The following is a 22,280-nucleotide window of genomic DNA, read 5'->3' on the forward strand; positions in this document are numbered from 1 at the left end:
GTTTCCAACGAAGCCGCCAAACAGTGAAGCTGACACTCTCATCATCGGGCCGAAACCCTAAAGAGCCGATATGCAGCGTTCGTCCATCGAAACAGACCAAACCGCCCACATATCTCTTCAGTAAATCTAAAATGTCAAAGAGCACGAGACAAAATCAAACCGGATGCGCCTTGTTTCCTCAGCGCGCCCGCCGAACCTTGTCTCCAGTTTTTCGTTTGCCTTCAGTGTCTTGCGACCCGTCCGGCGCCCCGTTGCGGTGTGTGCCGCTTCGGTGAGGCGTTATTTACGGATGGAGGCCGGGGGCCGCAAGGGCTTTTTTCGGGAAAGATGACATTTTCTGCATCGCCGTCATAAAACCCCAATATCTTGCGGTTTAACCCCCTGCCCGCCACCATGGCGCGGGGCCCGGCGACAGAATGTTACGCGAAGCAGGGGGTATCGCGACACCCGTTTTGGCTTATCCACAGACTCGGTTTCGCGCCATCGCCGGTATCGCCCCAAGTGACCCTGCGGCACCCAGAGCAATCACCCAAATCACCCCCCGAGTCGCCTCCGTATCAGCCGCGAGTCACCTCCCCCGCGCAAACCACACCCTTATGGCCAGCAGCGCGATGATTCCCCCAAGGTAGAGGAACGGCTCCACCGGCCAGGCCTTCACCAGCCACAGGTAATGCACCGCCCCCGCAAGCGCCGCCGGATAGACCAGCTTGTGCAGCAACCGCCAGCGCGCGCCCCCCAGCTTGCGGATCGACCAATTGTTCGAGGTCAGCGCCAAGGGTAGCAGCATCAGGAACCCCGCCATGCCCATGGTGATGTAAGGCCGCTTCCAGATATCGGCCGCCACCTGCCCCCAGAGCATCCCCATATCCAGCACGAGCCAGGCCGCCAGATGCGCCAGCACATAGAAGAAGGCGATCAGCCCGATCGCCCGCCGAAACCGCAGCAGATTCAGCCCCGCGATGCGACGCAGCGGCGTCACCACCAGACCGCCCACGATGAACTGCAGACCCAGCTCCCCCAGCCGGTGCTCGATCTCGCGCACCGGGTCGATGCCAAGGGTGTTGGTGGCGGCCTGCCAGAACAGCCAGACCGCCGGCAGGACGCCAAGCCCATAGACCGCCCAGACCGGCACCCGCCGCAGCGCGCCGTTGAACCGGGTGGCAAGGTCCGGGGCTGGCGCCGTCGCTTCAGTAGTTCTTTGCAAGGTCCATCCCCGCATAAAGCCCGGCAACCTCGTCGCCATAGCCATTGAACATCTGCGTCGGTACCCGGCCGGCGAACAGGCCCGCCCCCACCCGCCGCTCGCTGGCCTGGCTCCAGCGCGGATGGTCCACCTCGGGATTCACGTTCGCATAGAAGCCGTATTCCGACCCCTGCATCTGCTTCCAGGTCGCTGGTGGCTCGCCTTCCGTCAGGCTGATCCGCACAATGCTCTTGATGCTCTTGAAGCCATACTTCCACGGCACCACCAGCCGGATCGGCGCACCGTTCTGCTTGGGCATCTCCTCGCCATAAAGCCCGGTCGCCAGAATCGTCAGCGGGTTCATCGCCTCGTCGATCCGCAGCCCCTCGCGATAGGGCCAATCCAGGATCGCCCGGCGCTGGCCCGGCATCTCTTCGGGCCGCGTCACCGTCTCGAAGGCCACGAACTTCGCCCCGGGCTGCACGCCGACCCGGTCCAGCAAGGTGGACAGCTGGAAGCCGATCCACGGCACCACCATCGACCAGGCCTCGACACAGCGCAGGCGGTAGATCCGCTCTTCCAGCGCCACACCGCCGAGGATGTCGGCAAGGTCATAGCTGCCGGGCCGCTCCACCAGCCCGTCGATCTGCACCGCCCAGGGGTCGGTCGTGAAGGCGCCGCTGTTGTTCTTGGGGTCTTCCTTGCCGGTGCCGAACTCATAGAAGTTGTTGTAGCCGGTGATTTCCTCGAACGTGTTCGGCGCTTCATCGGTGGAATAGCCGGACGGCGTGTAGGTCAGCCGCGCCAGCGCCGGCGTCGCCATCAGCGCGGCCGCGCCCGCCATCAGCTGCCGGCGGTTCAGGAAGGCGGGTTTGGGCGTGACGTCCGCCCAGGTCAGCGGCGTCTTGAAGCGATAGGTCATACGAAATCCTCCGGGAGAGCTGCGGGTCCTTCCCTATTCTACGTAGCACGCGGCCCAGAAGTTACTTCACGATCCTGTTTTCTTGCCAGGGCCCGGCCAGACGTGGCCCTGCCGCGGCAATCTGGCGGTTCCCAAACCCGCCGATTGCGGCAATGCTGGCCCATCCAAACCGCAGCTTCAGGGAGGAACCATGCGGAGCGCCCTCATCCTCACCCTCATCGCCTTCGCCGCCCCCGCGGCGGCAGAGCCGGCGATCACCCAGACCGTGGAAGACAGCTTCGACAACGTCGCCTTCGCGCTGGAAAGCGCGATCGTTGGCCGCGGCCTCGTCGTCGACCATCTCAGCCGTGTCGGAGAGATGCTGGAGAGGACCAAGGAAGACGTCGGCAGCACCGTCACCGTCTTCACCCAGGCCGATGTGTTCAGCTTCTGCTCGGCCGCCGTCAGCCGGCAGGTGATGGAGGTGGACCCCGCCAACATCCAGTATTGCCCCTATGGCATCTTCCTCTATGAGACGCCGGACGCGCCAGGCACCGTCACCGTCGGCTACCGGGACTACCCCGAAGGCGAGATGCAGGCGGTCGAGGATATGCTGGCCGAGATCGTGGCCGAGGCACTGGGCTGACGCTCACGCCCGATCACGCGCGATCACCTTCTCTTGCCTTGAAATCCGAAGCGGCCGCGGCTTAGTCCGCGGTTGCGTCATGTCAACGGCCCTCGGCGGAAACCGCCTTTGATCCGGGCGCGCGTTTCTCCCGTAGCGCTTGGGCTGCCGATCACCGGCGGCATCCATGAATTACAAACGGGAGAGACACCGATGATCCGCAGAACCTTTCTGGCCATGACCGTGGCGGCGACCACTGCCTTCGCCGCGCCGGCCTTCGCGCAGGACGCCGATATCGTCGATACCGCCATCGCCGCGGGCGACTTCACCACGCTGGTCGCCGCCGTTCAGGCCGCCGGCCTGGTCGAGACGCTGAAGGGCGAAGGCCCGTTCACCGTCTTCGCGCCGACCGACGCCGCCTTCGCCGCGCTGCCCGCCGGCACCGTCGAAGACCTGCTGAAGCCGGAAAACAAAGAGCAGCTGGCCGCGGTGCTGACCTATCATGTCGTGCCGGGCAAGGTGATGTCCACCGACCTGACCAACGGCATGACCGCTGCCACCGTGCAGGGCGCCGATGTCACCATCATGACCGAAGGCGGCGTGAAGGTGAACGCGGCCAACGTGACCACCGCCGACATCGAGGCCAGCAATGGCGTGATCCATGTCATCGACGCAGTGATCCTGCCGCCGATGTAAGGCAGAACAGCACGAAAAAGGGGGCCGGTGACGGCCCCCTTTCCTTTGCGATGCCTGCGGGGTCAGTGGATGACCACCGGCTCCACCTTGGCCTTGGCCGAGGGCGACACCCGCGCCCCCACCAGCAAGCCTTCCTCCGTGGCACTGACTGCAACCGTGTCCCCGTCGCGGATCTCGCCGCCCAGGATCATCTCGGCCAGCGGGTCCTGCAGATGACGCTGGATCACCCGCTTCAGCGGGCGCGCGCCGAACACCGGGTCATAGCCCTCGTCCGACAGCCACTGCCGCGCCGCCGCGTCGATCTCCAGCGTGATCTTGCGCCCGGCCAGCCGCTTCTCCAGCCGCTTGAGTTGCAGCGTCACGATCCCGCCCATGTCATCACGGGTCAGCCGGTCGAAGATGATCGTCTCATCCAGACGGTTCAGGAACTCGGGCCGGAAGTGCTGGCGCACCGCTTCCCTCACCTCGGCCTGCGCCGGGGCCGGGTCTGCGCCTTCCGGCAACTGGCTCAGCGCATAGGCCCCAAGGTTGCTGGTCAGAACGATCAGCGTCTGCTTGAAGTCCACGGTCCGGCCCTGACCATCGGTCAGCACCCCGTCATCCAGCACTTGCAGCAGCACGTTGAACACATCCGGGTGCGCCTTCTCGACCTCGTCGAACAGGATCACCTGATAGGGACGCCGCCGCACCGCCTCGGTCAGCACGCCGCCCTCGTCATAGCCCACATAGCCCGGAGGCGCGCCAATCAGGCGGGCCACCGCGTGTTTCTCCATGAACTCCGACATGTCGATCCGCACCATCGCCTGATCGTCGTCGAACAGGTATTCGGCCACGGCCTTGGTCAGCTCGGTCTTGCCAACGCCGGTCGGCCCCAGGAACAGGAAGCTGCCCAGCGGGCGCCCCTCGTCATTCAGGCCCGCCCGCGCCCGGCGCACGGCATTGGCGACGGCCTTCACCGCCTGCCGCTGCCCGATCACCCGGCCCGCCAGCTCTTCTTCCATCTTCAGCAGCTTCTCGCGCTCGCCTTCCAGCATCTTGCTGGTGGGGATGCCGGTCCAGCGCTCCACCACTTCCGCAATCTGCTCGGGGCGCACCGCTTCCTCGACCATCAGACCGTCTTCCTTGGTCTCGGCCTCGGCCAGCTTGCGCTCCAGCTGCGGGATCACGCCATAGGACAGCTCCCCCGCCTTCGCCAGATTGCCCTCGCGCTTGGCCTGATCGAGCTCCGCCCGGGCCTTGTCGAGCTGCTCCTTGATGGTGCGCGAGGCTTCCATCTTGTCGCGCTCCGCCTGCCACTTGGCCGTCATCTCGGCCGAGCGCTCCAGCAGGTCGGCAAGCTCCTTCTCCAGAACCTCCAGCCGGTCCTTGCTGGCGGCGTCGTCTTCCTTCTTCAGCGCCTCCGCCTCGATCTGCAGCTGCAGGATCTGCCGGTCCAGCGCGTCCAGCTCCTCGGGCTTGCTGTCCACTTCCATCCGCAGCCGGCTTGCCGCCTCGTCCATCAGGTCGATGGCCTTGTCGGGCAGGAAGCGGTCGGTGATGTAGCGATGGCTCAGCGTCGCCGCGGCCACCAGCGCGCTATCGCTGATCCGCACCCCGTGATGCAGCTCATACTTCTCCTTGATCCCGCGCAGGATGCTGATCGTGTCCTCGACCGTCGGCTCGTTCACCATCACCGGCTGGAACCGGCGGGCCAGGGCCGCGTCCTTCTCCACATACTTGCGATACTCATCCAGCGTGGTCGCGCCGACGCAATGCAGCTCGCCCCGCGCCAGCGCCGGCTTGATCAGGTTGGCCGCATCCATCGCGCCTTCGGATTTCCCGGCACCGACCAGCGTATGCATCTCGTCGATGAACAGGATGATCTCGCCCGCCGCGTTGGTGATCTCCGACAGGATCGCCTTCAGCCGCTCCTCGAACTCGCCGCGGTATTTCGCCCCGGCGATCAGCGCGCCCATGTCCAGCGCCATCAGCTTCTTGTTGCGCAAGGATTCCGGCACATCGCCATTGACGATGCGCAGCGCGAGCCCCTCGGCAATCGCGGTCTTGCCCACGCCCGGCTCGCCGATCAGCACCGGGTTGTTCTTGGTGCGGCGGCTGAGGACCTGCATGGTGCGGCGGATCTCGTCATCGCGGCCGATGATCGGGTCGATCTTGCCTTCCTCGGCGGCCTCGGTCAGGTCGCGCGCGTATTTCTTCAGCGCGTCATAGCCTTCCTCGGCGCTGGCGCTGTCGGCGGTGCGGCCCTTGCGGATGTCGTTGATCGCGGCGTTCAGGTTCTGCGGCGTCACCGCGCCGGCATCGAGCGCGTCCTTGGCGCGGGTGTTCACCATGGCAAGCGCCATCAGGATGCGTTCCACCGGCACGAAACTGTCGCCAGCCTTCTTGGCGACCTTCTCGGCCTCGTCCAGCACCCGCACCGTGGCGGTATCGACATAGGGTTGCCCGCTGTCGCCCGTGACCTTCGGGTTCTTCGCCACGGCGGCCGTCACCGCCTCGGCCACACGCGCAGGCTCGCCGCCCGCACGGCGGATCAGGTTGGCAGCCAGCCCCTGATCGTCATCCATCAAGGCTTTCAGCAGGTGCTCGGGCATCAGCCGCTGATGCCCCTCGCGCATGGCGATGGTCTGGGCGGCCTGCAAGAAGCCGCGCGACCGTTCCGTGAACTTTTCCATGTTCATCGGGTCTCTCCTCTTCGAAAAGCCCCCGGCATCCGGTCCGCCCGCCGCTGCGGCACGGCCCTTCCGGGTCTTGTCCTTCAGGTGTGATCACTCGCCCCGGCTTTCAAGTCTCCGGCGCTTGCGACAAATCCGACAGCCCGGAAACCATATCGCAACACCTGCGCGGCAGGCTGATCTGCAGCAATGGAGGTCCCGATGACCGTTCCCCATGAAAGGCCCGCCTGATGCGCATCCTCTCCGCCCGCGTCCTGCGCGCCCGCCACCTGAAAGACCTCGGCCGTGTCGAGGCGATGGTGATGCTGCTGGTCAAGCCCGAGGGTCAGGCCCCGCCCTACGAGGCCCGCGTGCTCACCTCCGCCCCCGCCCGCGCGCCCGGCGCCGCGCCACTGCGCGACCGGCTTCTGGCCAGCGCCAAGCTGCTGCACGCCATCCACGCGCAAGACCTGCCCCGCGGCCGCCGCGCCGCCTGAGCCCTTCTTGCTTGACCTGCCCCTGCCCAGTCGCCAGATGGACGCGACCCAGCGCAGGAGCCCCCATGTCCCTTTCCCCCCTCGCAGATGACCGCCTGATCGTCGCCATCGACCTGCCCGACGCGCTGTCGGGGCTGGAACTGGCCAAGAAGCTCGGCGACGCGGTCTCCTTCTACAAGATCGGCCTCGGGATGCTCACCGGCGGCGGCCTTGCGCTGGCAAGCGAGCTGAAGGACGAACACGGCAAGCGCATCTTCCTTGACATGAAGCTCTTCGACATCGGCGCCACGGTCGAGGCTGCGGTGCGCGGCCTGGCCCGCTATGACCTCGATTTCCTGACGGTGCATGGCGATCCGAACGTGGTGCGCGCCGCGAAAGAGGGCGCCGGCGGCTCGGTCACCAAGATCCTCGCCGTCACCATTCTCACCTCGCTCGACCGCGCCGATCTCGATGCCGCGCTGATCCGCCCCGGCGATCTGGCAGGGATCGTGGTCGAACGCGCCGCCCGGGCCCTTGCTGCCGGCGCCGATGGCGTCATCGCCTCGCCGCAGGAAGCCGCCCTGATCCGCGCCCTGCCCGAGGCGCAGGGCAAGCTGATCGTCACCCCCGGCGTTCGCCCGGCCGGCGCCGATATGGGCGATCAGAAGCGCGTCACCACCCCGGCGCAGGCGATTGCCGACGGGGTCGACCACATCGTCGTCGGCCGCCCGGTCTGGCGCGCCGCCGATCCGCGGGCTGCCGCACAGGCCATCGTGGCCGAACTCTCCTCACCCCAAGCCCGCCGCCCGAACAATTGAACGCAAGAAGGGCGGCCCGAAGGCCGCCCTTTGCATCACATCATAGGGTCGCTTAGTTGGCCGGGGCCGGAGCCGGGGCGGTCGCATCCGGGGTCGCCGGGGCAGCGGGGTCAACCGCCGGGGCATCCGGGGCCGGGGTCGGCGCGGTTTCGGCCGGGGCCGTCGCATCGGGTGCAGTCGCATCCGGGATCGCCGGGGCCGTGTCGGTCACCGCCGGATCGGTCGTGGCCGGGGCGTCATTCTCGATCACCGCGCCATTGTCGGCGGGCACCGTGGTATCGGTGGCATCATCGCCGCCCGAGACCAGGAAGAAGATCACCGCCAGCGCCACGACGATGGCACCGAGGATGAAGAAAATGCTGTTGTTACCCTTCTCGCGCACCGGCGGGGTGCCGACGTTCGGGTTGTAGGCGGGGTCGCGGCTCGTGATTTTCGGGTCTTGCATAGCGTGCTCCTGTGTTCAGGTTCTGCCTGCTCAACCCGGCCGAAGGGTTGCGGTTCCACTGCTGCCAATTTTCTGTGCAGGAACCCGCCGACCGCCCGAAGCACCTCTCCCTCAGTTCTCGTTGATGTCGCGGTCCCACAGCTTGATCTGGCCCTTGCGCACACCCACCGCCCGACGCAGCACGCCCCAGGCGACCAGCGAGGCCAGCGCGAAGGCCAGCAGCATCCAGGCTAGGTTCCCGCCCAGAAGGCCAAGCCCCATCAACACCCCCGTGACGGCGGCACCGATGGCAAAGCCCAGGAACACGAAGCCGGGCAGGAAGATCTCGGCGATGCCCAGAACCACGCCGCCAGCCAGCCAGACCCACCACAATTGCCACAGCGCCATCACAGCCGCCCCTTGATCATCTTGAACGCGTCGGTGAAGGCATCCAGCGCCGCGGCGGGCACGATCAGCGTCTGCTTGCCCGCACCCTGCCCCACTGCCGTCAGCGCCTCGACCTGCTTGATGGCGATCTGGTACTGCGCCGCCTCGATGCCATTCTCCTTGATCGCCTCGGCAATCACCGCGGTGGAAAACGCCTCGGCCTCCGCCAGCACCCGCTTGGCCTTGGCCAGCTGCTCGGCCGCATAAAGCTCGCCATCCGCGTTCAGCTCGATGGCCCGCTTCTTGCCCTCGGCTTCCGTCACCTGCGCCCGCCGCGCGCGTTCGGCGTTCAGCTGCTGCAGCATCGCCGCCCGGGTCGCGTCATCGAGGTTCACGTCGAGGATTTCCGCCCGCGTCACCTCGATGCCCCAGTCATCGACCATCGCCGCCACCTGCTCGCGGATCTTCGCGGTCAGCTCGTTGCGGTTCGACTGCACCGCGTCCAGCTCCATCTTGCCGATCTCGGACCGCACGATCCCGGCCACGGTGGTGGCAATCGCCGCATCCACATCGCGGATCCGGTAGACGGTCTTTTCCGGCTCGATGATCCGGTAGAAGACGCTGGTCTCCACCTTCACCAGCACGTTGTCGGTGGTGATGGCGTCCTGCTGCGCCGTCGGCAGCTGGCGTTCCAGCACCGAGATGCGGTGCGCGACCCGGTCCAGAAACGGCACGATGAAGTTGATCCCAGGCCCCAGCACGGCGCGCAGACGGCCGAACCGCTCCACCACATGCTTTTCGGCCTGCGGCACGATCCGCACGCCCAGAAAGATCGACAGAATAATGAGAAAGGCAATGGCAAGCACCACGGCGTTGCCGCCGATCAGATCCTGCACCACGGTATCATTCATTTTGGCCCCCGGCAAAATTCACTGTCGCGACTATGCCGCTCCGACAGCAAATCGCCAAGCAGGGTTTCGCGCGGTCAGCCCTTGCGTCGATCCGCGTAGAACTCGCGCTTCTGCTGATACATCGTCTGGTCGGCCCGGCGCACCAGTGCCTCCAGCGTCTCGCCCTCGGTGGCCGAGGCGCAGCCGATCGACAGCGACAGCTGGATGGTGCTGTAGAACTGGTTGTTCACCTCCAGCAGCCGGTTGATGGTTTCGATCATCGCCGCGGCCTCCTGCTCATCGGCGCGCGGCATCAGCACGGCGAACTCGTCGCCGCCGATCCGCGCCGCCTGATGTCGCTCTCCGTCCGCTTCCTTCAGCACCTCGCCCAGCCGCCGCAACAGACTGTCGCCGACATCATGGCCAAGCCGGTCATTGACCTCTTTCAACCCGTTGATGTCGATCAGCACCACCGACATCGGCCGCACCCCCTGCCGCTCCAGCCGGTTCAGCGTGTCGATGTAATGGGCGCGGTTGTGCAGCCCGGTCAGCACGTCATGCTTGCCCAGATAGACCAGATAGGCCTCGGCCTTCTTGCGCGCGGTAATGTCGGTCAGCGCCACCAGCACCCGCGACCAATCCTCCTCATGCCCCGGCAGGACCGAGAATTGCATGATCACCACCCGCTCGGACCCGTCGAGCGCGTAATTCACCACCTCGCGGCTCTGGAACAGCTTGCCCTGCCACAGGTCGATCAGTTGCTCGCGGAAATGCGGCTCCATGTCGCCGCGAAAGACCGTGTGCAGCCGGCTCAGCAGATGCGCCTTGTCACTCGCGCCGAACATGTCCAGCGTCGCGTGGTTCACGTCGATCACCCGGATCTCGGTCATGCATTGCCGCACGAATTCGGGGTGAACGTCAGTGAAGACCCGCATGTCCTGAATGCCGCGGTTGCGCAGATCCTCCAGCAGCTGACGGATCTTGGAAAAGTCCTCGACCCATAGCGACACCGGAGAATGCTCGAAAATCCCCTCCGCGTGCTGGCGGCTGGCCAGCTCGCGCCGCCGCGCCTCCTCGCGCCCGGTCACGTCCTCGACCGTCAGCAACACCCGGTCCAGCGTATCCTCATGCCCCGGCAGCACCGCGCCGCGCAGCTGGATATCCAGCCGCCGCCCGCCCAGCGTGTAGTTCACCGCCGCGCTGGCAAAGCTGGCGCCCCCGGTCCACAGCTGCTCCAGCTCGGCGATATGGGTCAGCAGCATCTCGTCACGGAACACCTTTCCCAGATTGCCGACCAGATGCGCCATGTCGGTCGCCTCGAACAGCTCCAGCGTCTTGGCATTGACCCGCAGCACCTTGATGCTGCCCGAGCTGGCGGCAACGCGGCTGAGGTCGGCTTCCAGAAATTCGCGCAGGTCCTGCACGCCCTCGGCGCGCCAGCGGTCGAACAGCGCGCGGATGCCGCTGTAGTCCTCGATCCACATCGAGATCGGCGCCAGATCGAAGACGCTGCCCTCGTCAAACCCGGCCATCTCGGTCCAGGCCGCCACGCTGTCCACTCGTCCCATCGCCGCTACCTTGTTCCCGTCACCCTGCCCGCAGCCGCGTCAGCACTTCGACGCTGGCATAGCCATCCGGCGCCATCCCGACCGAGGCCTGCCACGCCCGCAAGGCGGTCAGCGTGTTGGTCCCGATCTTGCCATCGGTGCCGCCGGTATCAAAGCCCCGGCGTGTCAACAGTTCCTGCAATTCCCGCCGCTCATCCGTGGACAGCGCCCTGTCGCCCCGCGGCCAGCCCTGCTGGAACGGTCCCTTGCCCGCCAGCCGGTCGGCCAGATGGCCAACGCCGATCACGTAGCTGTCCGAAGCATTGTAGCGGCTGATTGCGGCGAAGTTGGGCCCGATCAGGAAGGCCGGCCCCCGCACACCAGCCGGCAGCAGGATCGACGACGGCCCCATTCCCGGCAGCGACCCGCCCGCAGCCGGCGCCACGCCCATCGCCGCCCAGTCGCCGGTGCTGCGCGTCGTGCCCTTGCCGATCAGGCCCAGGTTGAAGTTCGGCGGCAGCCGCACCTCCACCCCCCAAGGCTGGCCGCGCTGCCAGCCCATCCGCGCCAGATAGGCAGCGGTCGAGGCCAGCGCATCGGTCGGATCGTCCGACCAGATGTCGCGCCGCCCGTCGCCGGTGAAATCGACCGCGTAATCCAGGTAGCTGGTCGGCATGAACTGGGTATGCCCCATCGCCCCGGCCCAGCTGCCGACCATTCCCTCGGGCGAGACATCCCCCGCCTGCACGATCTTCAGCGCCGCGATCAGCTCTGCCTCGAAGAACGCCCCGCGCCGCCCGTCAAAGGCCAGCGTCGCCAGCGCCGGGATGATCGGGGTGCTGCCGCGATAGCCGCCAAAGGAAGACTCCAGCCCCCAGACCGCGACCACGACCTCCTTGTCCACCCCATAGCGCGCCTCGATCCGGTCCAGCACCGCCGCGTGGCGCGCCAACCCGGCGCGGCCATTGGCGATGCGGCTGTCCGCGACCGCGCTGTCGAGATACTCCCAGACAGTCTTGGTAAACTCGGACTGGTTGCGGTCCCTGGCGATGATGCTGGCGTCATAGCTGACGGTGCGGAACGCCCGCTCGAAGGTCGCCGGGCTGATCCCCTGCGCAATCGCGCGCGCCCGGAACTCCTGCGTCCACTGCTCGAACCCGGCTTCGGTGTAATTCCGTGTCACCGGGGCGCTGCCTCCAAACGATGCCGGGGCCGCAAACCGCTCCGCGCCGCTGCACCCGGGCAGCAGCGACGAGACGAGTCCCAGCGCGATGAATGATATGCGCATATCCTGTGGTCCTGCTCTGTTCGTTTTTTGTTTGAACCAAGCCTAACCCGAACAGCGCCCCGCGAAAAGCCGCCTAGCGCCGCTTGCGCACAACCTTGCGCTTTATTGCCGTCTCGCGCGCCTTCACCGCCCCCGGCTTGCGCGGCCGCCCGCGCCCCCCCTTCTTGGTGGCGCCGCCACCGCCCGGCATCCCGCGCCCTTCCAGCTCCAGCAGCTCCAGCATCAGCCCGCCGGTCACTGGCACCGCCTCGGACAGGCGCACAGTCACCCGTTGGCCCAGCCCGATCAGCGTGCCGCTTTCCGACCCCATCAGCGTCTGCGCATCGGCATCGAAATGATAGAACTCGCGCCCCAGCGTGCGGATCGGGATCAGCCCGTCCGCCCCCGTCTCATCAAGCCGGATGAACAGCCCGAACCGCGTGACACCCGACACCCGCCCGGTGAACTCTGCCCCCACCCGGTCTGCCAGGAACGCCGCCAGATAGCGATCGGTCGTGTCCCGCTCCGCCGCCATGCTGCGCCGCTCGGTGTCGGATATCAGCTTGGCCGTCTCCTCCAGCATCTCCACATCCTGCGCCGACAGCCCGTCCTTGCCCCAGCCATGCGCCGAAATCAGCGCCCGGTGGACGATCAGGTCCGAATAGCGGCGGATGGGCGAGGTGAAATGCGCATAGCTGCGCAGCGCCAGCCCGAAATGCCCGAAGTTGCCCGGATGGTAATAGGCCTGCGTCATCGAGCGCAGCGTGGTGATGTTGATCAGCTCGTCGAAATCGGTGTTCTGCGCCTGCGCCAGCAACTGGTTCAGGTGCGCGGTCTGCAGCACCTGCCCCTTGGCCAGCGTGAAGCCGGACGCCTGCGCCACCTCGCGCAGCGCGTCCAGCTTCTGCGGGCTCGGCTCCTCATGCACCCGGTACAGCAGCGGGCGGCGCAGCCGCTCCAGCTCTTCCGCCGCGGCGACATTGGCGAGGATCATGAACTCCTCGATCAGCCGATGCGCATCGAACCGCTCGCGGTAGTTCACCGAGGCAACCTTGCCATCCTCGGTCAGGATGATCTTGCGTTCGGGCAGGTCGAGGTCCAGCGGCTGCCGCTTGGCCCGCGCCGTCTTCAGCGCGCCGTAAGCCGCGTAAAGCGGGCGGATCACGTCCTCCAGCAGCTCGGCACAGCGCGCGTTCGGGTTGCCGTCCTGCGCCTCCTGCACCTCGTCATAGACAAGGCTGGCGACCGATTTCATCAGCCCGCGCACGAAGCGGTGGCTGATCTTGCGGCCCTCGGCATCCACTTTCATCCGCACCGCGATGCAGGGCCGGTTCAGCCCCTCATGCAAGGAACACAGGTCGCCCGACAGATGATCGGGCAGCATCGGCACCACCCGGTCGGGGAAATAGCTGGAATTGCCGCGCAGCCGCGCCTCGCGGTCGATCGCGCTCTGCGGCGTCACGAAATGCGCCACATCGGCGATGGCGACCCAGATGATATGCCCGCCCGGGTTCTTGGGGTCGTCATCGGGCTCGGCATAGCAGGCGTCATCGTGGTCGCGCGCATCGACCGGGTCGATTGTGACAAGCGGCATGTCGCGCAAGTCCTCGCGCTCGCCGAGCCCTGCAGGCTCCATCGCGTCCGACAGGCGGATCACCTCATCGGGAAAATCGTCCGGGATGCCATGCTGGTGAATCGCGATCAGCGACACCGCCTTCGGCGCCGAAGGATCGCCCAGCCGCTCGATCACCCGCGCCTGCGGCAGGCCGAGGCGCGCCCGCGGCCCGGCCTGCTCGGCCTCCACTAGCTCGCCATCCTGAGCGTCAAGCGTCGCATCGCGCGCCACCCGCCATTCCTTGTCGGACCCCTTGTCGATGGGCACGATCCGCCCGCCCTCGGCGCCCTTGCGGAAGATGCCCAGCACCTTGTGCGCCACCACGCCAATCGGCCGGATCAGCCGCGCCTGATAGTCGTGATCCTCGGCCCCCACCTCGATCAGCTTGGCCAGAATCCGGTCCCCGGCCGCCACCGGCAGATCGCCCTTGCGCGGCACGAACAGCACGCGCGGCACGGCGCCCTTGCCGTCCCACTCCATCGGCTTGGCGAACTGGTCGCCATCCGCATCGGGCGGCAGGATCGTCAGGATCGTCACCGGCGGCAGCTTGTCCGCATCGCGGTAGGTGCTGCGCCGCCGTTCGAGCGAGCCCTCGGCCTCCATCTCCTTCAGAAGGCGCTTCAGCTCGATCCGCTCGGCGCCCTTGATGTCGAAGGCCTTGGCGATGTCGCGCTTTGCGGCGGCGCCGGGATGGTCGGCGATCCAGTCGAGGATCTCTTGCTTGGAGGGTATCTGTGCCATGCCCCATCGCTAGCATGGCCCGCAGGCGTCGTCACGCCAGAAGCTGGGGGCGCCTTGGCGCGTCAGCGGCGGCCCGCAGGGCGCGGCAGGTCCGCCGCCTCATCGACATCGGCCAGCGTGTCGGCCTCGGCAATGCGCAGCCCCCGCAGCGTCGCCAGCGTATCCGCACGCGCATCGGCGGTGGACCAGCGCACCCCGGCGAACAGCCCCGGGGGTGGCAGATGCCGCAGCCCGATCAGCCAATATCCCCCATCCGGCGCCGGCCCGATCACTGCATCCGCCGCCCCCAGCCTGCGGAACGCCGCCGCGATATGCCGCCGCCGCAGCCCCGGAATATCGGCCCCCACGATCACCACCGGCGCCCCCGGCCCCGCGCCCTGCAACAGCCGCCCCATCCGCGCGCCCAGATCCCCCCGTCCCTGCGGCAGCCGGGGGATCTGCCCGGGCCAGACCCGGCTCGCGGCCCCCTCGGCATCGGGTGCCACCGCCAAGGCCACCTGCCAGCGCGGGTCCACCACTTGCCGCAGCAGCGCCCGGCATTGATGGCGGAACCACCAGGCCGCCGGCACCATCCCGATCTGCCGCCCCAGCCGGGTCTTCACCCGCCCCGGCCGCGGCTCTTTCACCATCACGATCAGCAACGGCCTCATCGCAAGGGGCGCACCATGTCGCGGTGCGGGATGCCGGCGTCCAGATACTCCGGCCCCTCCGCCACGAACCCCAGCCGCTCATAGAACCCCAGCGCGTGCGTCTGCGCCCCCAGCTTCGCCCGCCGCAACGCCGGATCGGCCGCCAGCACCGCCAGCGCCTTTTCCATCAGCGCCACGCCCAGCCCGCTGCCCCGCGCCGAGGCCAGCACGCAGACCCGGCCGATCTTGCCCGTCTCCCCGCTGCGCAGCAGCCGGGCCGAACCCATCGGCACCCCGTCCACGAAGGCCAGCAGATGCACCGCCTCCCCGTCCAGATCGTCCACCTCATCGGCCTCGGGCACGCCCTGTTCCTCGATGAACACGGTCCGGCGCAACGCGAGGCAGGCGGCCAAATCTTCCGTCACCCGCACCTCCACCGTCACGCGAAATACTCCTGCAGGATCCGCGCATAGACCGCCTTCAGCGCATGGATCTGCGCCACCTCCACCCGCTCATCGACCTGATGCATGGTCTTGCCGACCAGCCCGAACTCCACCACCGGGCAATGGTCCTTCACGAAGCGCGCATCCGACGTCCCGCCCGAAGTTGACAGCGCTGGCACAACCCCCGTCTCGGCCTCCACCGCCGCTGCAACCAGCCGCACGAACGCGCCGGGCGGGGTCACGAAGCTCTCGCCCGACACCTCCACCCGCATCTCGACCGTCACGCCCGTCTCCGCCTCTACCCGCGCCACTTCAGCCTGCAGCCTTTCGGTCAGGCTGGCCGAGCTATGCGCGTCATTGAAGCGGATGTTGACCGTCGCCCCAGCCTTCGCCGGGATCACGTTGTTCGCCGGGTTGCCACAATCGATGGTCGTCACCTGCAGGGTCGAGGCGTCGAAATGCTCGGTCCCGCCGTCCAGCGGCTCCGCCGTCAGCCGCCCCAGCAGGCTGACCAGCGCGTGCAAGGGGTTCTTCGCGCGGTGCGGATACGCCGAATGCCCCTGCACCCCCTGCACCGTGAAGAACGCCGTCATCGACCCGCGCCGGCCGATCTTCATCATGTCGCCCAGCACCTCGGGGCAGGTCGGCTCGCCCACAAGGCACACGCTCATGGCCTCGCCTTGCGCCGCCATCCAGTCCAGCAAAGCCACGGTGCCATCCTTGCCCGGCCCCTCCTCATCCCCGGTGATGGTCAGGATCACCGCGCCGTCCGGTGGCGTCTGCCGCACGAAATCACAGGCCGCCGCCGCAAAGGCCGCCACGCCGGACTTCATGTCCGTCGCCCCGCGCCCCCAGATCTCCGCCCCCACGATCTCGCCGCCAAACGGATCGCGCGACCATGCCGCGGCGTCCCCCACCGGCACCACATCCGTATGCCCGTTGAACCCGAACGTCCGCGCCGCGCCCTTGGCGCCCCAGCGCGCAAACAGGTTCGGCACGCCGTTGCGGTCCACCCTTGTGCAGTTGAACCCCGCCCCGGTCAGCAACCCCTCCAGCAGCCGCAGCGCCCCGCCCTCGGCGGGCGTGACAGACGGGCAGCGGATCAGCTCGGCGGTCAGCGCCACGGGATCCACGGGCAGGTTCGGGCGGGCGGCATCGGTCATCGGGCAGGCTCCTATCGCTGTGCCCCCTCGATACCGGCTGACCCCCGTCGCTGCAATCGCGGCGCGACTGTTGCAAAACTGCCTGCGCCATGGGGTTACGGGGCCATCATGTCAAAAGACATTAACAACGCATCGCAACTCTCGCATATCATGGACAAAACAATGACCCGAGGCAGGGCGAGCATACCGGGGGCGCAACGTCACCCCCACCGGGCAGTAACGAGAGCAAGGCAAGCGGGGCATCAGACTCCGCAGGTATGATTGCGGCTGTCTTCGGGGAACCGGGGGCGGAAGAATGGCGACAGGTTCGGAGCTGAGCTACAATACCAATGCCTCTGCGACGCAGATGGCGAACACGATCATGGGCGATGGCGTCACCGTCGTCGGCGCCTCCTACAGCGGCGACAAAGCGTCCTCCGGCACCTATTCTAGGGGCGATTCCCGCTCTCCCGAGGCAACGCCCTCCGATACCGGCGTGATCCTCTCGACCGGCCATGTCGTCGATTTCACCCAATCCTCTGGCGATCCGAACCGCAGCAGCTCGACCTCGACCGATACCCGCGGCATCGACAACAACGCGCAATTCAACGCGCTGGCCGGCACCAACACCTATGACGCGGCGATGCTGGACGTGGATTTCATCCCGACCGGCGACACGATGACGATGACCTTCACCTTCGCGTCCGAAGAATACCCCGAATATGTCGACTCGATCTACAACGACATGGTGGGCGTCTGGGTCAACGGCGTGCCGGTCGAGGCGGGCTTCGGCAATGGCGATATCAGCGTCACCAACATCAACGCGGGCACGGCACCCAACCTCTTCATCGGCAACACCAATGACGCCTACAACACCGAAATGGACGGGTTCACCGTCACCATGACGCTGACCTTCCCGGTGATCCCGGGCCAGGTGAACTCCATCCGTATCGGCATCGCCGATGTGGCGGATTCGCAATACGACTCGGCGGTGCTGATCGCCGCCGACAGCCTGCAGACCACACTGATCGCGGCCGATGATGCCGGATCGGTCTTTGCCGACCATGCCACCACGCTGGATGTGCTGGACAATGACATCAACACCGCCGGCGGCGTGCTGAAAGTCACCCATATCAACGGCGTCGCGGTGGTGCCGGGCCAGACCATCACCCTGCCCTCGGGCGACCAGGTCAAGCTCAACGCCGACATGACGCTGACCTTCACCGCCGATGACGATGCCGGCGAGGTCGCCTTCACCTACACCATCTCGAACGGCCTGGGCAAAAGCGACATCGGCCTCATCACCATCGACACCATCCCCTGCTTCGTCGCCGGCACGATGATCCTGACTCCGCAGGGCGAGGTGGCGGTAGAGGCGCTACAGCCCGGCGACATGGTCTGCACCAAGGATAACGGCCCGCAGCCCCTGCGCTGGATCGGCCGCCGCAGCGTGGCCGCCGAGGGGGCCTTCGCCCCGATCCGCATCACTGCCGGCACCTTCGGCGACCACCGCACCCTGACCGTGTCACCCCTGCACCGCATCCTGATCCGCGACCGCCGGGCCGAGCTGCTGTTCGGCGAGGCCGAGGTGTTGGTCGCAGCCCGCGATCTGGTCGATGACGCGCGGGTTCGGGCAATGCCGGGCGGCAGCGTCGAATATGTCCACCTGCTGTTCGATCAGCATCAGGTGGTCTTCTCCGAAGGACTGCCGACCGAAAGCTTCCTGCCCGGCCCCCAATTGGAGCGCAGCTTCGAGGCCGAGATCGTCGCCGAGATCTGCACCCTCTTCCCCGAGCTCGACCCCGCCACCGGGGGCGGCTACAGCGCCGCCGCCCGCCGCACCCTGCGCAGGTTCGAGGCGCGGCTGCTGCAGCCGCTGCCCGCCGCAGCCTGACTGGACAAGGGAGCACCCGATGACCTGGCTTGCCACCTTCACCCCCCTGCGCGGCGCCCGCCGCATCCTGCCCGCCGCCTTTCCCGCGGAAATGCCGCGCGGCAGCCTGCTGATGGAAATCGCGCCGCCCGGCCCCTGCCCGCGCGGGCTGTGGCTGCTCGGCCACCGCGACACCGCGGGCGAGGGCTGGTGGCTGACGCTTGACGTGCTGCCCGAAGGCCGGCTGCAACTGCGCATGGCCCGAGGCGCGCAGCAGCTGCGGCTGGTGCTGTCCGGCTGGGCCGAGGCGTCGTCGGACCCGATGCGCCTGACCTTCAGCTGGGATTGCGCCGCCGGGCGCAGCCTGCTGAGCCTTGAGAATCCGGTGACCGGCGCCCTGCGCCAGGCCGAGCTTGCCGCCGCGCTGCCGGTGCCGGGTGCCGCGTTGGAGGGGCTCTTTGCCGCGCCGCTCGCGCACCGCGACCGCGCCGTGGCCTGGTTCGCCGCCGCCACCCATGTCCACCGACCCGGCCCCTGCCCCGGCCTTGCGGGGCAAACGATGATCGACACGCCGGCGGGCCCCCGCGCGGTTGCGGACCTGCGCGCCGGCGACTGGGTCACCACGCTCGACAACGGCCCGCAGCCGCTGCGCTGGACCGGCCGCGTCAAGGTCCCCGCGCTTGGCGGCTTTGCCCCGCTGCGCATGGCCGCGCCCTATTTCGGGCTGGAGCGCGATCTGGTGCTGGCCCCGCAGCAGCGCGTGCTGCTGTCAGGCGTCGATGTCGAGGATACACTCGGCCGCGACGAGGTTCTGGCCGAGGCGCGCCACCTTGCCGATGGCCTCACCGCCCTGACCGATGCCAGCGCCGCCACCGTCACCTGGCACGCCCTGCTGCTGGACCGGCACGAGCTGATCCTGGCCGAGGGGCACGCGGTGGAAAGCCTCTATGCCGGCAGCCTCGCCCGCCGCCCCGATCTGGCGGCAACGACGCTGCTCGCCCGGCTCGCCGCGACCGGCACCCTGCCGCTGCACCGCCACCCGGTCCGGCCCGAACTGCACGAACACGAGGCGCGGGGGCTGTGCCTGAAGCGGATGCGCGCAAGGGGGCCGCTGGCGGCGTGAGGCTCAGGTTTTCTGGGGCTCAGGTTTTCTGGGGCTCAGGTTTTCTGAGGCTCAGGGCTTGTCGTAGAACGGCGTCATCTGCGCCACGATCACCGAATTCTCGGCCAGCGCCCGGTCCATCAGCGCGCGTTCTTCCGCGTCGATCTCGTCGCCCTGCGCCACGCGCTCGGCCAGCGTGCCATAGCCGGTCACGTCCAGCGGCGCGAGGTCGGCCTGTTTGAGGATCGCCACCGTCTCGCGCACCGCCTCGGCCTCGTCGACGCCCGAGGCATAACACATCAGCGCCGCCCCGGTCGCGCCCTTGGGCAACCCGTCATCGGCGCTGCGGCCAACCTCGACCACCAGCGTGAAGACCTGCTGCGGGCGTTTGATCTTTTCCACGGTCGGTTTGGCTGTCTCGTCACTCATCGCGCTGCCTCTGCCTAGCTGTGCAGGTTCAGTCGCATTCTTCCCCGTGTCGTGCAAGCGGCCTGCTCGGCCCGCGGCGGGGGCCGCCTACTCCGCCTTGTGCCCCGGCAGCGTCACCGGCGCCGTCCACTCGCAGCAGCCGCATTCGGGGCAGAGCCCGTCCGGCAGCACCGCCACCGCCTCCTCCAGCGTGCCGCAGCCAAGGCAGCACGCCTTGCCTTCCGGCGCCACCGCGGGGTCGGTCAGCGCCGCCGGCCGCCGCACCTCGGCCGGGGGCACGATGGGCAGGCCCGGGCGCGGGTCATCGAAGCGAAACACGCTCAGCACCCCGTCGCCCTCCATGAAGGCATGCTCCACCTCACCCAGATTGCGCACCCCGTTCTGGCGCAGGCTGGAGATGACCTCGGCGGCGCCGATATTGCGCCGCTCCATCCCGTCGCGCAGCAGGCGGCCGTCGCCGACAATGGCCACCGGCACCCCGTCGATGGTGCGCTTGGCGGTGTCGTAATGCAGGATCAGCCAGTCCAGCCCCTTGTTGATCAGCACGACGATGGTGATGACCAGCATGGCATGCAGCAGCGGTACATCGGGGTAGAAGGTCACATCGCCCACGGCAGAGCCAAGCGCGATCACCAGCAGCAGCTCCACCATCGACAGCTGCGCCACCCCGCGCCCGCCGATCCAGCGGATCAGCACGATGGTGTAGCCGTAGATCATCAGGGTGCGGAACAGGATCTCCAGAAAGAACAGCGGCGGCGCGTCGCCGAGGAACATCCGCGCAAGGTCGAAGGGAATGGGGGGCTGGTCCATGTCGGGCTCCACTGGCGCTGCGCGGGCCAACGCGGCTTTCCCGGCCCGGTTCCGCCTGCACCGGCAGAGGACAGCGCCCGGCCGCCGGGTGGGCGCTGCAACAGGGGTTCTAGGCGCTTTATGGTTCAACACCCTCCACCGAATTTCTAGGCGGAACCGTGGGTAGCGCCCGCCCGAGGGGGGTGATGAGCGACAAGAAATCCTCCAGTGGAGGATTTCCGCGAAGAACGCCCGGCCGAAAACGCGCAGCTTGGGCCGGGCCGGAAGGCGGGCGCTGCCCGGCGGCGCCAAGGCGCCTTGAGTCCGGGCAAGAAAAAGGGCGACCCGCAGGCCGCCCCGTCACCACTTCAATGTCTGCGGATCTCAGCGACGCCCGCGCATCGCCCGCCCGAGGGCAATCAGGATCATCGCGCCGATCACGCCGACGATCAGCTGCCCGATCCAGCCACCCAGAGTCGCGCCGACCAGCGTGACCAGGATGAAGTTCAGCAGCAGCGAGCCGACGATGCCGAGAAGGATGTTCATCAGCAGACCGTGATCCGCCTTCATCATCTTCTCTGCGATCCATCCCGCCAGCGCACCGACGATGATGGCCGCAAACCAGCCGAGTCCTTCCATGACGCACCCCATGTTCCATTGGCCGGCGACCGTTTCGCCAGCATTGCCAAGGGCGAACGCGGTCCGGCCCCGCCGGTTCCCGCGCCGGGGCGCATCATTTTCAGTCGCGCAGCAGCTCGTTGATCGAGGTCTTGGACCGCGTCTGCGCATCCACCCGCTTCACGATCACCGCGCAGTAAAGGTGAACGCCGTTCTTCGAGGGCATCGACCCGGCCACGACGACCGACCCGGCCGGAACCTCGCCATACATCACCTCGCCGGTCTCGCGGTCCACGATCTTGGTGGACTTTCCGATGAACACGCCCATGCCGAGGACCGATCCCTCGCGCACGATGCAGCCCTCGACCACTTCCGACCGCGCCCCGATGAAGCAGTTGTCCTCGATGATCGTCGGTCCCGCCTGCATCGGCTCCAGCACACCGCCGATGCCGACGCCGCCCGACAGGTGCACATTCTTGCCGATCTGCGCGCAGGACCCGACCGTGGCCCAGGTATCGACCATCGTGCCGCTATCGACATAGGCGCCGAGGTTCACGAAGGACGGCATCAGCACCACGCCCGGCGCGATATAGGCCGACCGGCGCACCACGCAGTTCGGCACCGCGCGGAAGCCGGCGGCGCGCCACTGGTTGTCGCCCCAGCCGGCGAACTTGCTGTCGACCTTGTCCCACCAGCCCCCCGCCTGCGGGCCGCCTTCCTGCCGCTCCATGTCCTTGATGCGGAAGCCCAGCAGCACCGCCTTCTTGGCCCATTGGTTCACCTGCCAGACGCCATCCGCCTGCCGCTCGGCCACCCGCAGCGTGCCGCTGTCCAGCGCCGACAGCGTCGCCTCGATCGCCTCGCGCGCCGGGCCGGTGCTGGCCGGGGTCAGGGTGTCCCGAACCTCCCACGCGGCTTCGATGGCGGTTTCAAGCTCGGCATTCTGCATGGCGTTCGACATGGGCTTTTCTCCGGTTATCTCATGGCCTGATCGCGCCCCAGCCTATAGACCGGGGTTCCCAACCGTGCAACGC

22 protein-coding genes are annotated in these 22,280 nt (G+C 67.5%); 6 read left to right on the forward strand and 16 right to left on the reverse strand.

Translation table 11 applies throughout. The features are described 5' to 3' along the window. Positions 1-568 precede the first annotated feature (568 nt). Together msrQ and msrP are read right to left on the reverse strand one after the other, a co-directional pair. The gene (gene msrQ, locus GVY41_RS17755) at positions 569-1,204 is read right to left on the reverse strand and encodes a protein-methionine-sulfoxide reductase heme-binding subunit MsrQ (RefSeq protein ID WP_229726110.1); all 636 of its coding nucleotides are present in this window, start codon (positions 1,202-1,204) and stop codon (positions 569-571) included. Further along, on the reverse strand, positions 1,188-2,105 hold the full coding sequence (gene msrP / locus GVY41_RS17760) for a protein-methionine-sulfoxide reductase catalytic subunit MsrP (protein WP_161348354.1): 918 nt from the start codon (positions 2,103-2,105) through the stop codon (positions 1,188-1,190). The genes msrQ and msrP overlap by 17 nt, the downstream gene beginning before the upstream one ends. A 190-nt stretch (positions 2,106-2,295) precedes the next feature. Between msrP and GVY41_RS17765 the strand changes: the two genes are divergently transcribed. After that, positions 2,296-2,730, forward strand: coding sequence for a DUF302 domain-containing protein (locus GVY41_RS17765; RefSeq protein WP_161348355.1), 435 nt, complete (start codon positions 2,296-2,298; stop codon positions 2,728-2,730). A gap of 192 nt (positions 2,731-2,922) precedes the next feature. After that, positions 2,923-3,405, forward strand: a complete 483-nt coding sequence (locus GVY41_RS17770; protein ID WP_161348356.1) for a fasciclin domain-containing protein — start codon at positions 2,923-2,925, stop codon at positions 3,403-3,405. 62 nt (positions 3,406-3,467) lie between these two features. Here GVY41_RS17770 and clpB read toward each other — a convergent pair whose 3' ends face one another. Beyond that, complete coding sequence (gene clpB, locus GVY41_RS17775; protein WP_161348357.1) at positions 3,468-6,083, reverse strand: ATP-dependent chaperone ClpB; 2,616 nt, start codon at positions 6,081-6,083, stop codon at positions 3,468-3,470. Between the two features lie 224 nt (positions 6,084-6,307). Between clpB and GVY41_RS17780 the strand changes: the two genes are divergently transcribed. Continuing rightward, a complete protein-coding gene (locus GVY41_RS17780) occupies positions 6,308-6,553 on the forward strand; it encodes a hypothetical protein (RefSeq protein ID WP_161348358.1) in 246 nt (81 codons plus the stop codon). 65 nt (positions 6,554-6,618) lie between these two features. Further along, a complete protein-coding gene (gene pyrF / locus GVY41_RS17785; protein WP_161348359.1) occupies positions 6,619-7,350 on the forward strand; it encodes an orotidine-5'-phosphate decarboxylase in 732 nt (243 codons plus the stop codon). Positions 7,351-7,402: 52 nt separating this feature from the next. On the opposite strand, the gene GVY41_RS17790 is transcribed toward pyrF, so the two are convergent. The 9 genes from GVY41_RS17790 to dapE all read right to left on the reverse strand — a co-directional run bounded on the left by GVY41_RS17790 (position 7,403) and on the right by dapE (position 16,432). Continuing rightward, a complete protein-coding gene (locus GVY41_RS17790) occupies positions 7,403-7,795 on the reverse strand; it encodes a hypothetical protein (RefSeq protein ID WP_161348360.1) in 393 nt (130 codons plus the stop codon). Positions 7,796-7,906: 111 nt separating this feature from the next. Beyond that, positions 7,907-8,182 (reverse strand): NfeD family protein, encoded by a 276-nt coding sequence (locus GVY41_RS17795; protein ID WP_161348361.1) that lies wholly within the window; start codon positions 8,180-8,182, stop codon positions 7,907-7,909. After that, entirely contained in the window at positions 8,182-9,072 is an 891-nt protein-coding gene (locus tag GVY41_RS17800; protein WP_161348362.1) for an SPFH domain-containing protein, read from the reverse strand. The genes GVY41_RS17795 and GVY41_RS17800 overlap by 1 nt, the downstream gene beginning before the upstream one ends. Before the next feature lie 74 nt (positions 9,073-9,146). Beyond that, on the reverse strand, positions 9,147-10,619 hold the full coding sequence (locus GVY41_RS17805) for a sensor domain-containing diguanylate cyclase (protein WP_229726109.1): 1,473 nt from the start codon (positions 10,617-10,619) through the stop codon (positions 9,147-9,149). A gap of 19 nt (positions 10,620-10,638) precedes the next feature. Continuing rightward, positions 10,639-11,886: a lytic murein transglycosylase gene (locus tag GVY41_RS17810; RefSeq protein ID WP_161348363.1), complete on the reverse strand. Its 1,248-nt coding sequence runs from the start codon at positions 11,884-11,886 to the stop codon at positions 10,639-10,641. A gap of 73 nt (positions 11,887-11,959) precedes the next feature. Further along, the gene (rnr, locus tag GVY41_RS17815; RefSeq protein WP_161348364.1) at positions 11,960-14,221 is read right to left on the reverse strand and encodes a ribonuclease R; all 2,262 of its coding nucleotides are present in this window, start codon (positions 14,219-14,221) and stop codon (positions 11,960-11,962) included. Between the two features lie 62 nt (positions 14,222-14,283). Beyond that, a complete protein-coding gene (locus GVY41_RS17820; RefSeq protein ID WP_161348365.1) occupies positions 14,284-14,871 on the reverse strand; it encodes a TIGR04282 family arsenosugar biosynthesis glycosyltransferase in 588 nt (195 codons plus the stop codon). Next, a complete protein-coding gene (locus GVY41_RS17825) occupies positions 14,868-15,287 on the reverse strand; it encodes a GNAT family N-acetyltransferase (RefSeq protein WP_161348429.1) in 420 nt (139 codons plus the stop codon). Before GVY41_RS17825 ends, GVY41_RS17820 begins: the two co-directional genes overlap by 4 nt. 2 nt (positions 15,288-15,289) lie before the next feature. After that, positions 15,290-16,432: a succinyl-diaminopimelate desuccinylase gene (gene dapE / locus GVY41_RS17830; RefSeq protein WP_161348430.1), complete on the reverse strand. Its 1,143-nt coding sequence runs from the start codon at positions 16,430-16,432 to the stop codon at positions 15,290-15,292. Positions 16,433-16,751: 319 nt separating this feature from the next. Here dapE and GVY41_RS17835 point away from each other — a divergent pair, with 319 nt between their 5' ends. Further along, positions 16,752-18,329 carry a Hint domain-containing protein gene (locus GVY41_RS17835; protein ID WP_161348366.1) on the forward strand — a complete coding sequence of 526 codons (1,578 nt, stop codon included), beginning with the start codon at positions 16,752-16,754 and terminating at the stop codon, positions 18,327-18,329. A gap of 19 nt (positions 18,330-18,348) precedes the next feature. Next, a complete protein-coding gene (locus GVY41_RS17840; RefSeq protein ID WP_161348367.1) occupies positions 18,349-19,431 on the forward strand; it encodes a Hint domain-containing protein in 1,083 nt (360 codons plus the stop codon). A 51-nt stretch (positions 19,432-19,482) separates the two neighbouring features. Here GVY41_RS17840 and GVY41_RS17845 read toward each other — a convergent pair whose 3' ends face one another. The 4 genes from GVY41_RS17845 to dapD all read right to left on the reverse strand — a co-directional run bounded on the left by GVY41_RS17845 (position 19,483) and on the right by dapD (position 22,195). After that, the gene (locus tag GVY41_RS17845) at positions 19,483-19,839 is read right to left on the reverse strand and encodes a hypothetical protein (protein WP_161348368.1); all 357 of its coding nucleotides are present in this window, start codon (positions 19,837-19,839) and stop codon (positions 19,483-19,485) included. A gap of 87 nt (positions 19,840-19,926) precedes the next feature. After that, on the reverse strand, positions 19,927-20,649 hold the full coding sequence (locus GVY41_RS17850) for a DUF421 domain-containing protein (protein ID WP_161348369.1): 723 nt from the start codon (positions 20,647-20,649) through the stop codon (positions 19,927-19,929). Between the two features lie 363 nt (positions 20,650-21,012). Then, positions 21,013-21,267 carry a GlsB/YeaQ/YmgE family stress response membrane protein gene (locus GVY41_RS17855; protein WP_161348370.1) on the reverse strand — a complete coding sequence of 85 codons (255 nt, stop codon included), beginning with the start codon at positions 21,265-21,267 and terminating at the stop codon, positions 21,013-21,015. A gap of 100 nt (positions 21,268-21,367) precedes the next feature. Next, positions 21,368-22,195: a 2,3,4,5-tetrahydropyridine-2,6-dicarboxylate N-succinyltransferase gene (gene dapD / locus GVY41_RS17860; RefSeq protein WP_161348431.1), complete on the reverse strand. Its 828-nt coding sequence runs from the start codon at positions 22,193-22,195 to the stop codon at positions 21,368-21,370. Positions 22,196-22,280: the final 85 nt, after the last annotated feature.

The organism is Frigidibacter albus, assembly GCF_009908165.1.
In the GTDB taxonomy this organism is placed as follows: Bacteria; Pseudomonadota; Alphaproteobacteria; order Rhodobacterales; family Rhodobacteraceae; genus Frigidibacter; species Frigidibacter albus.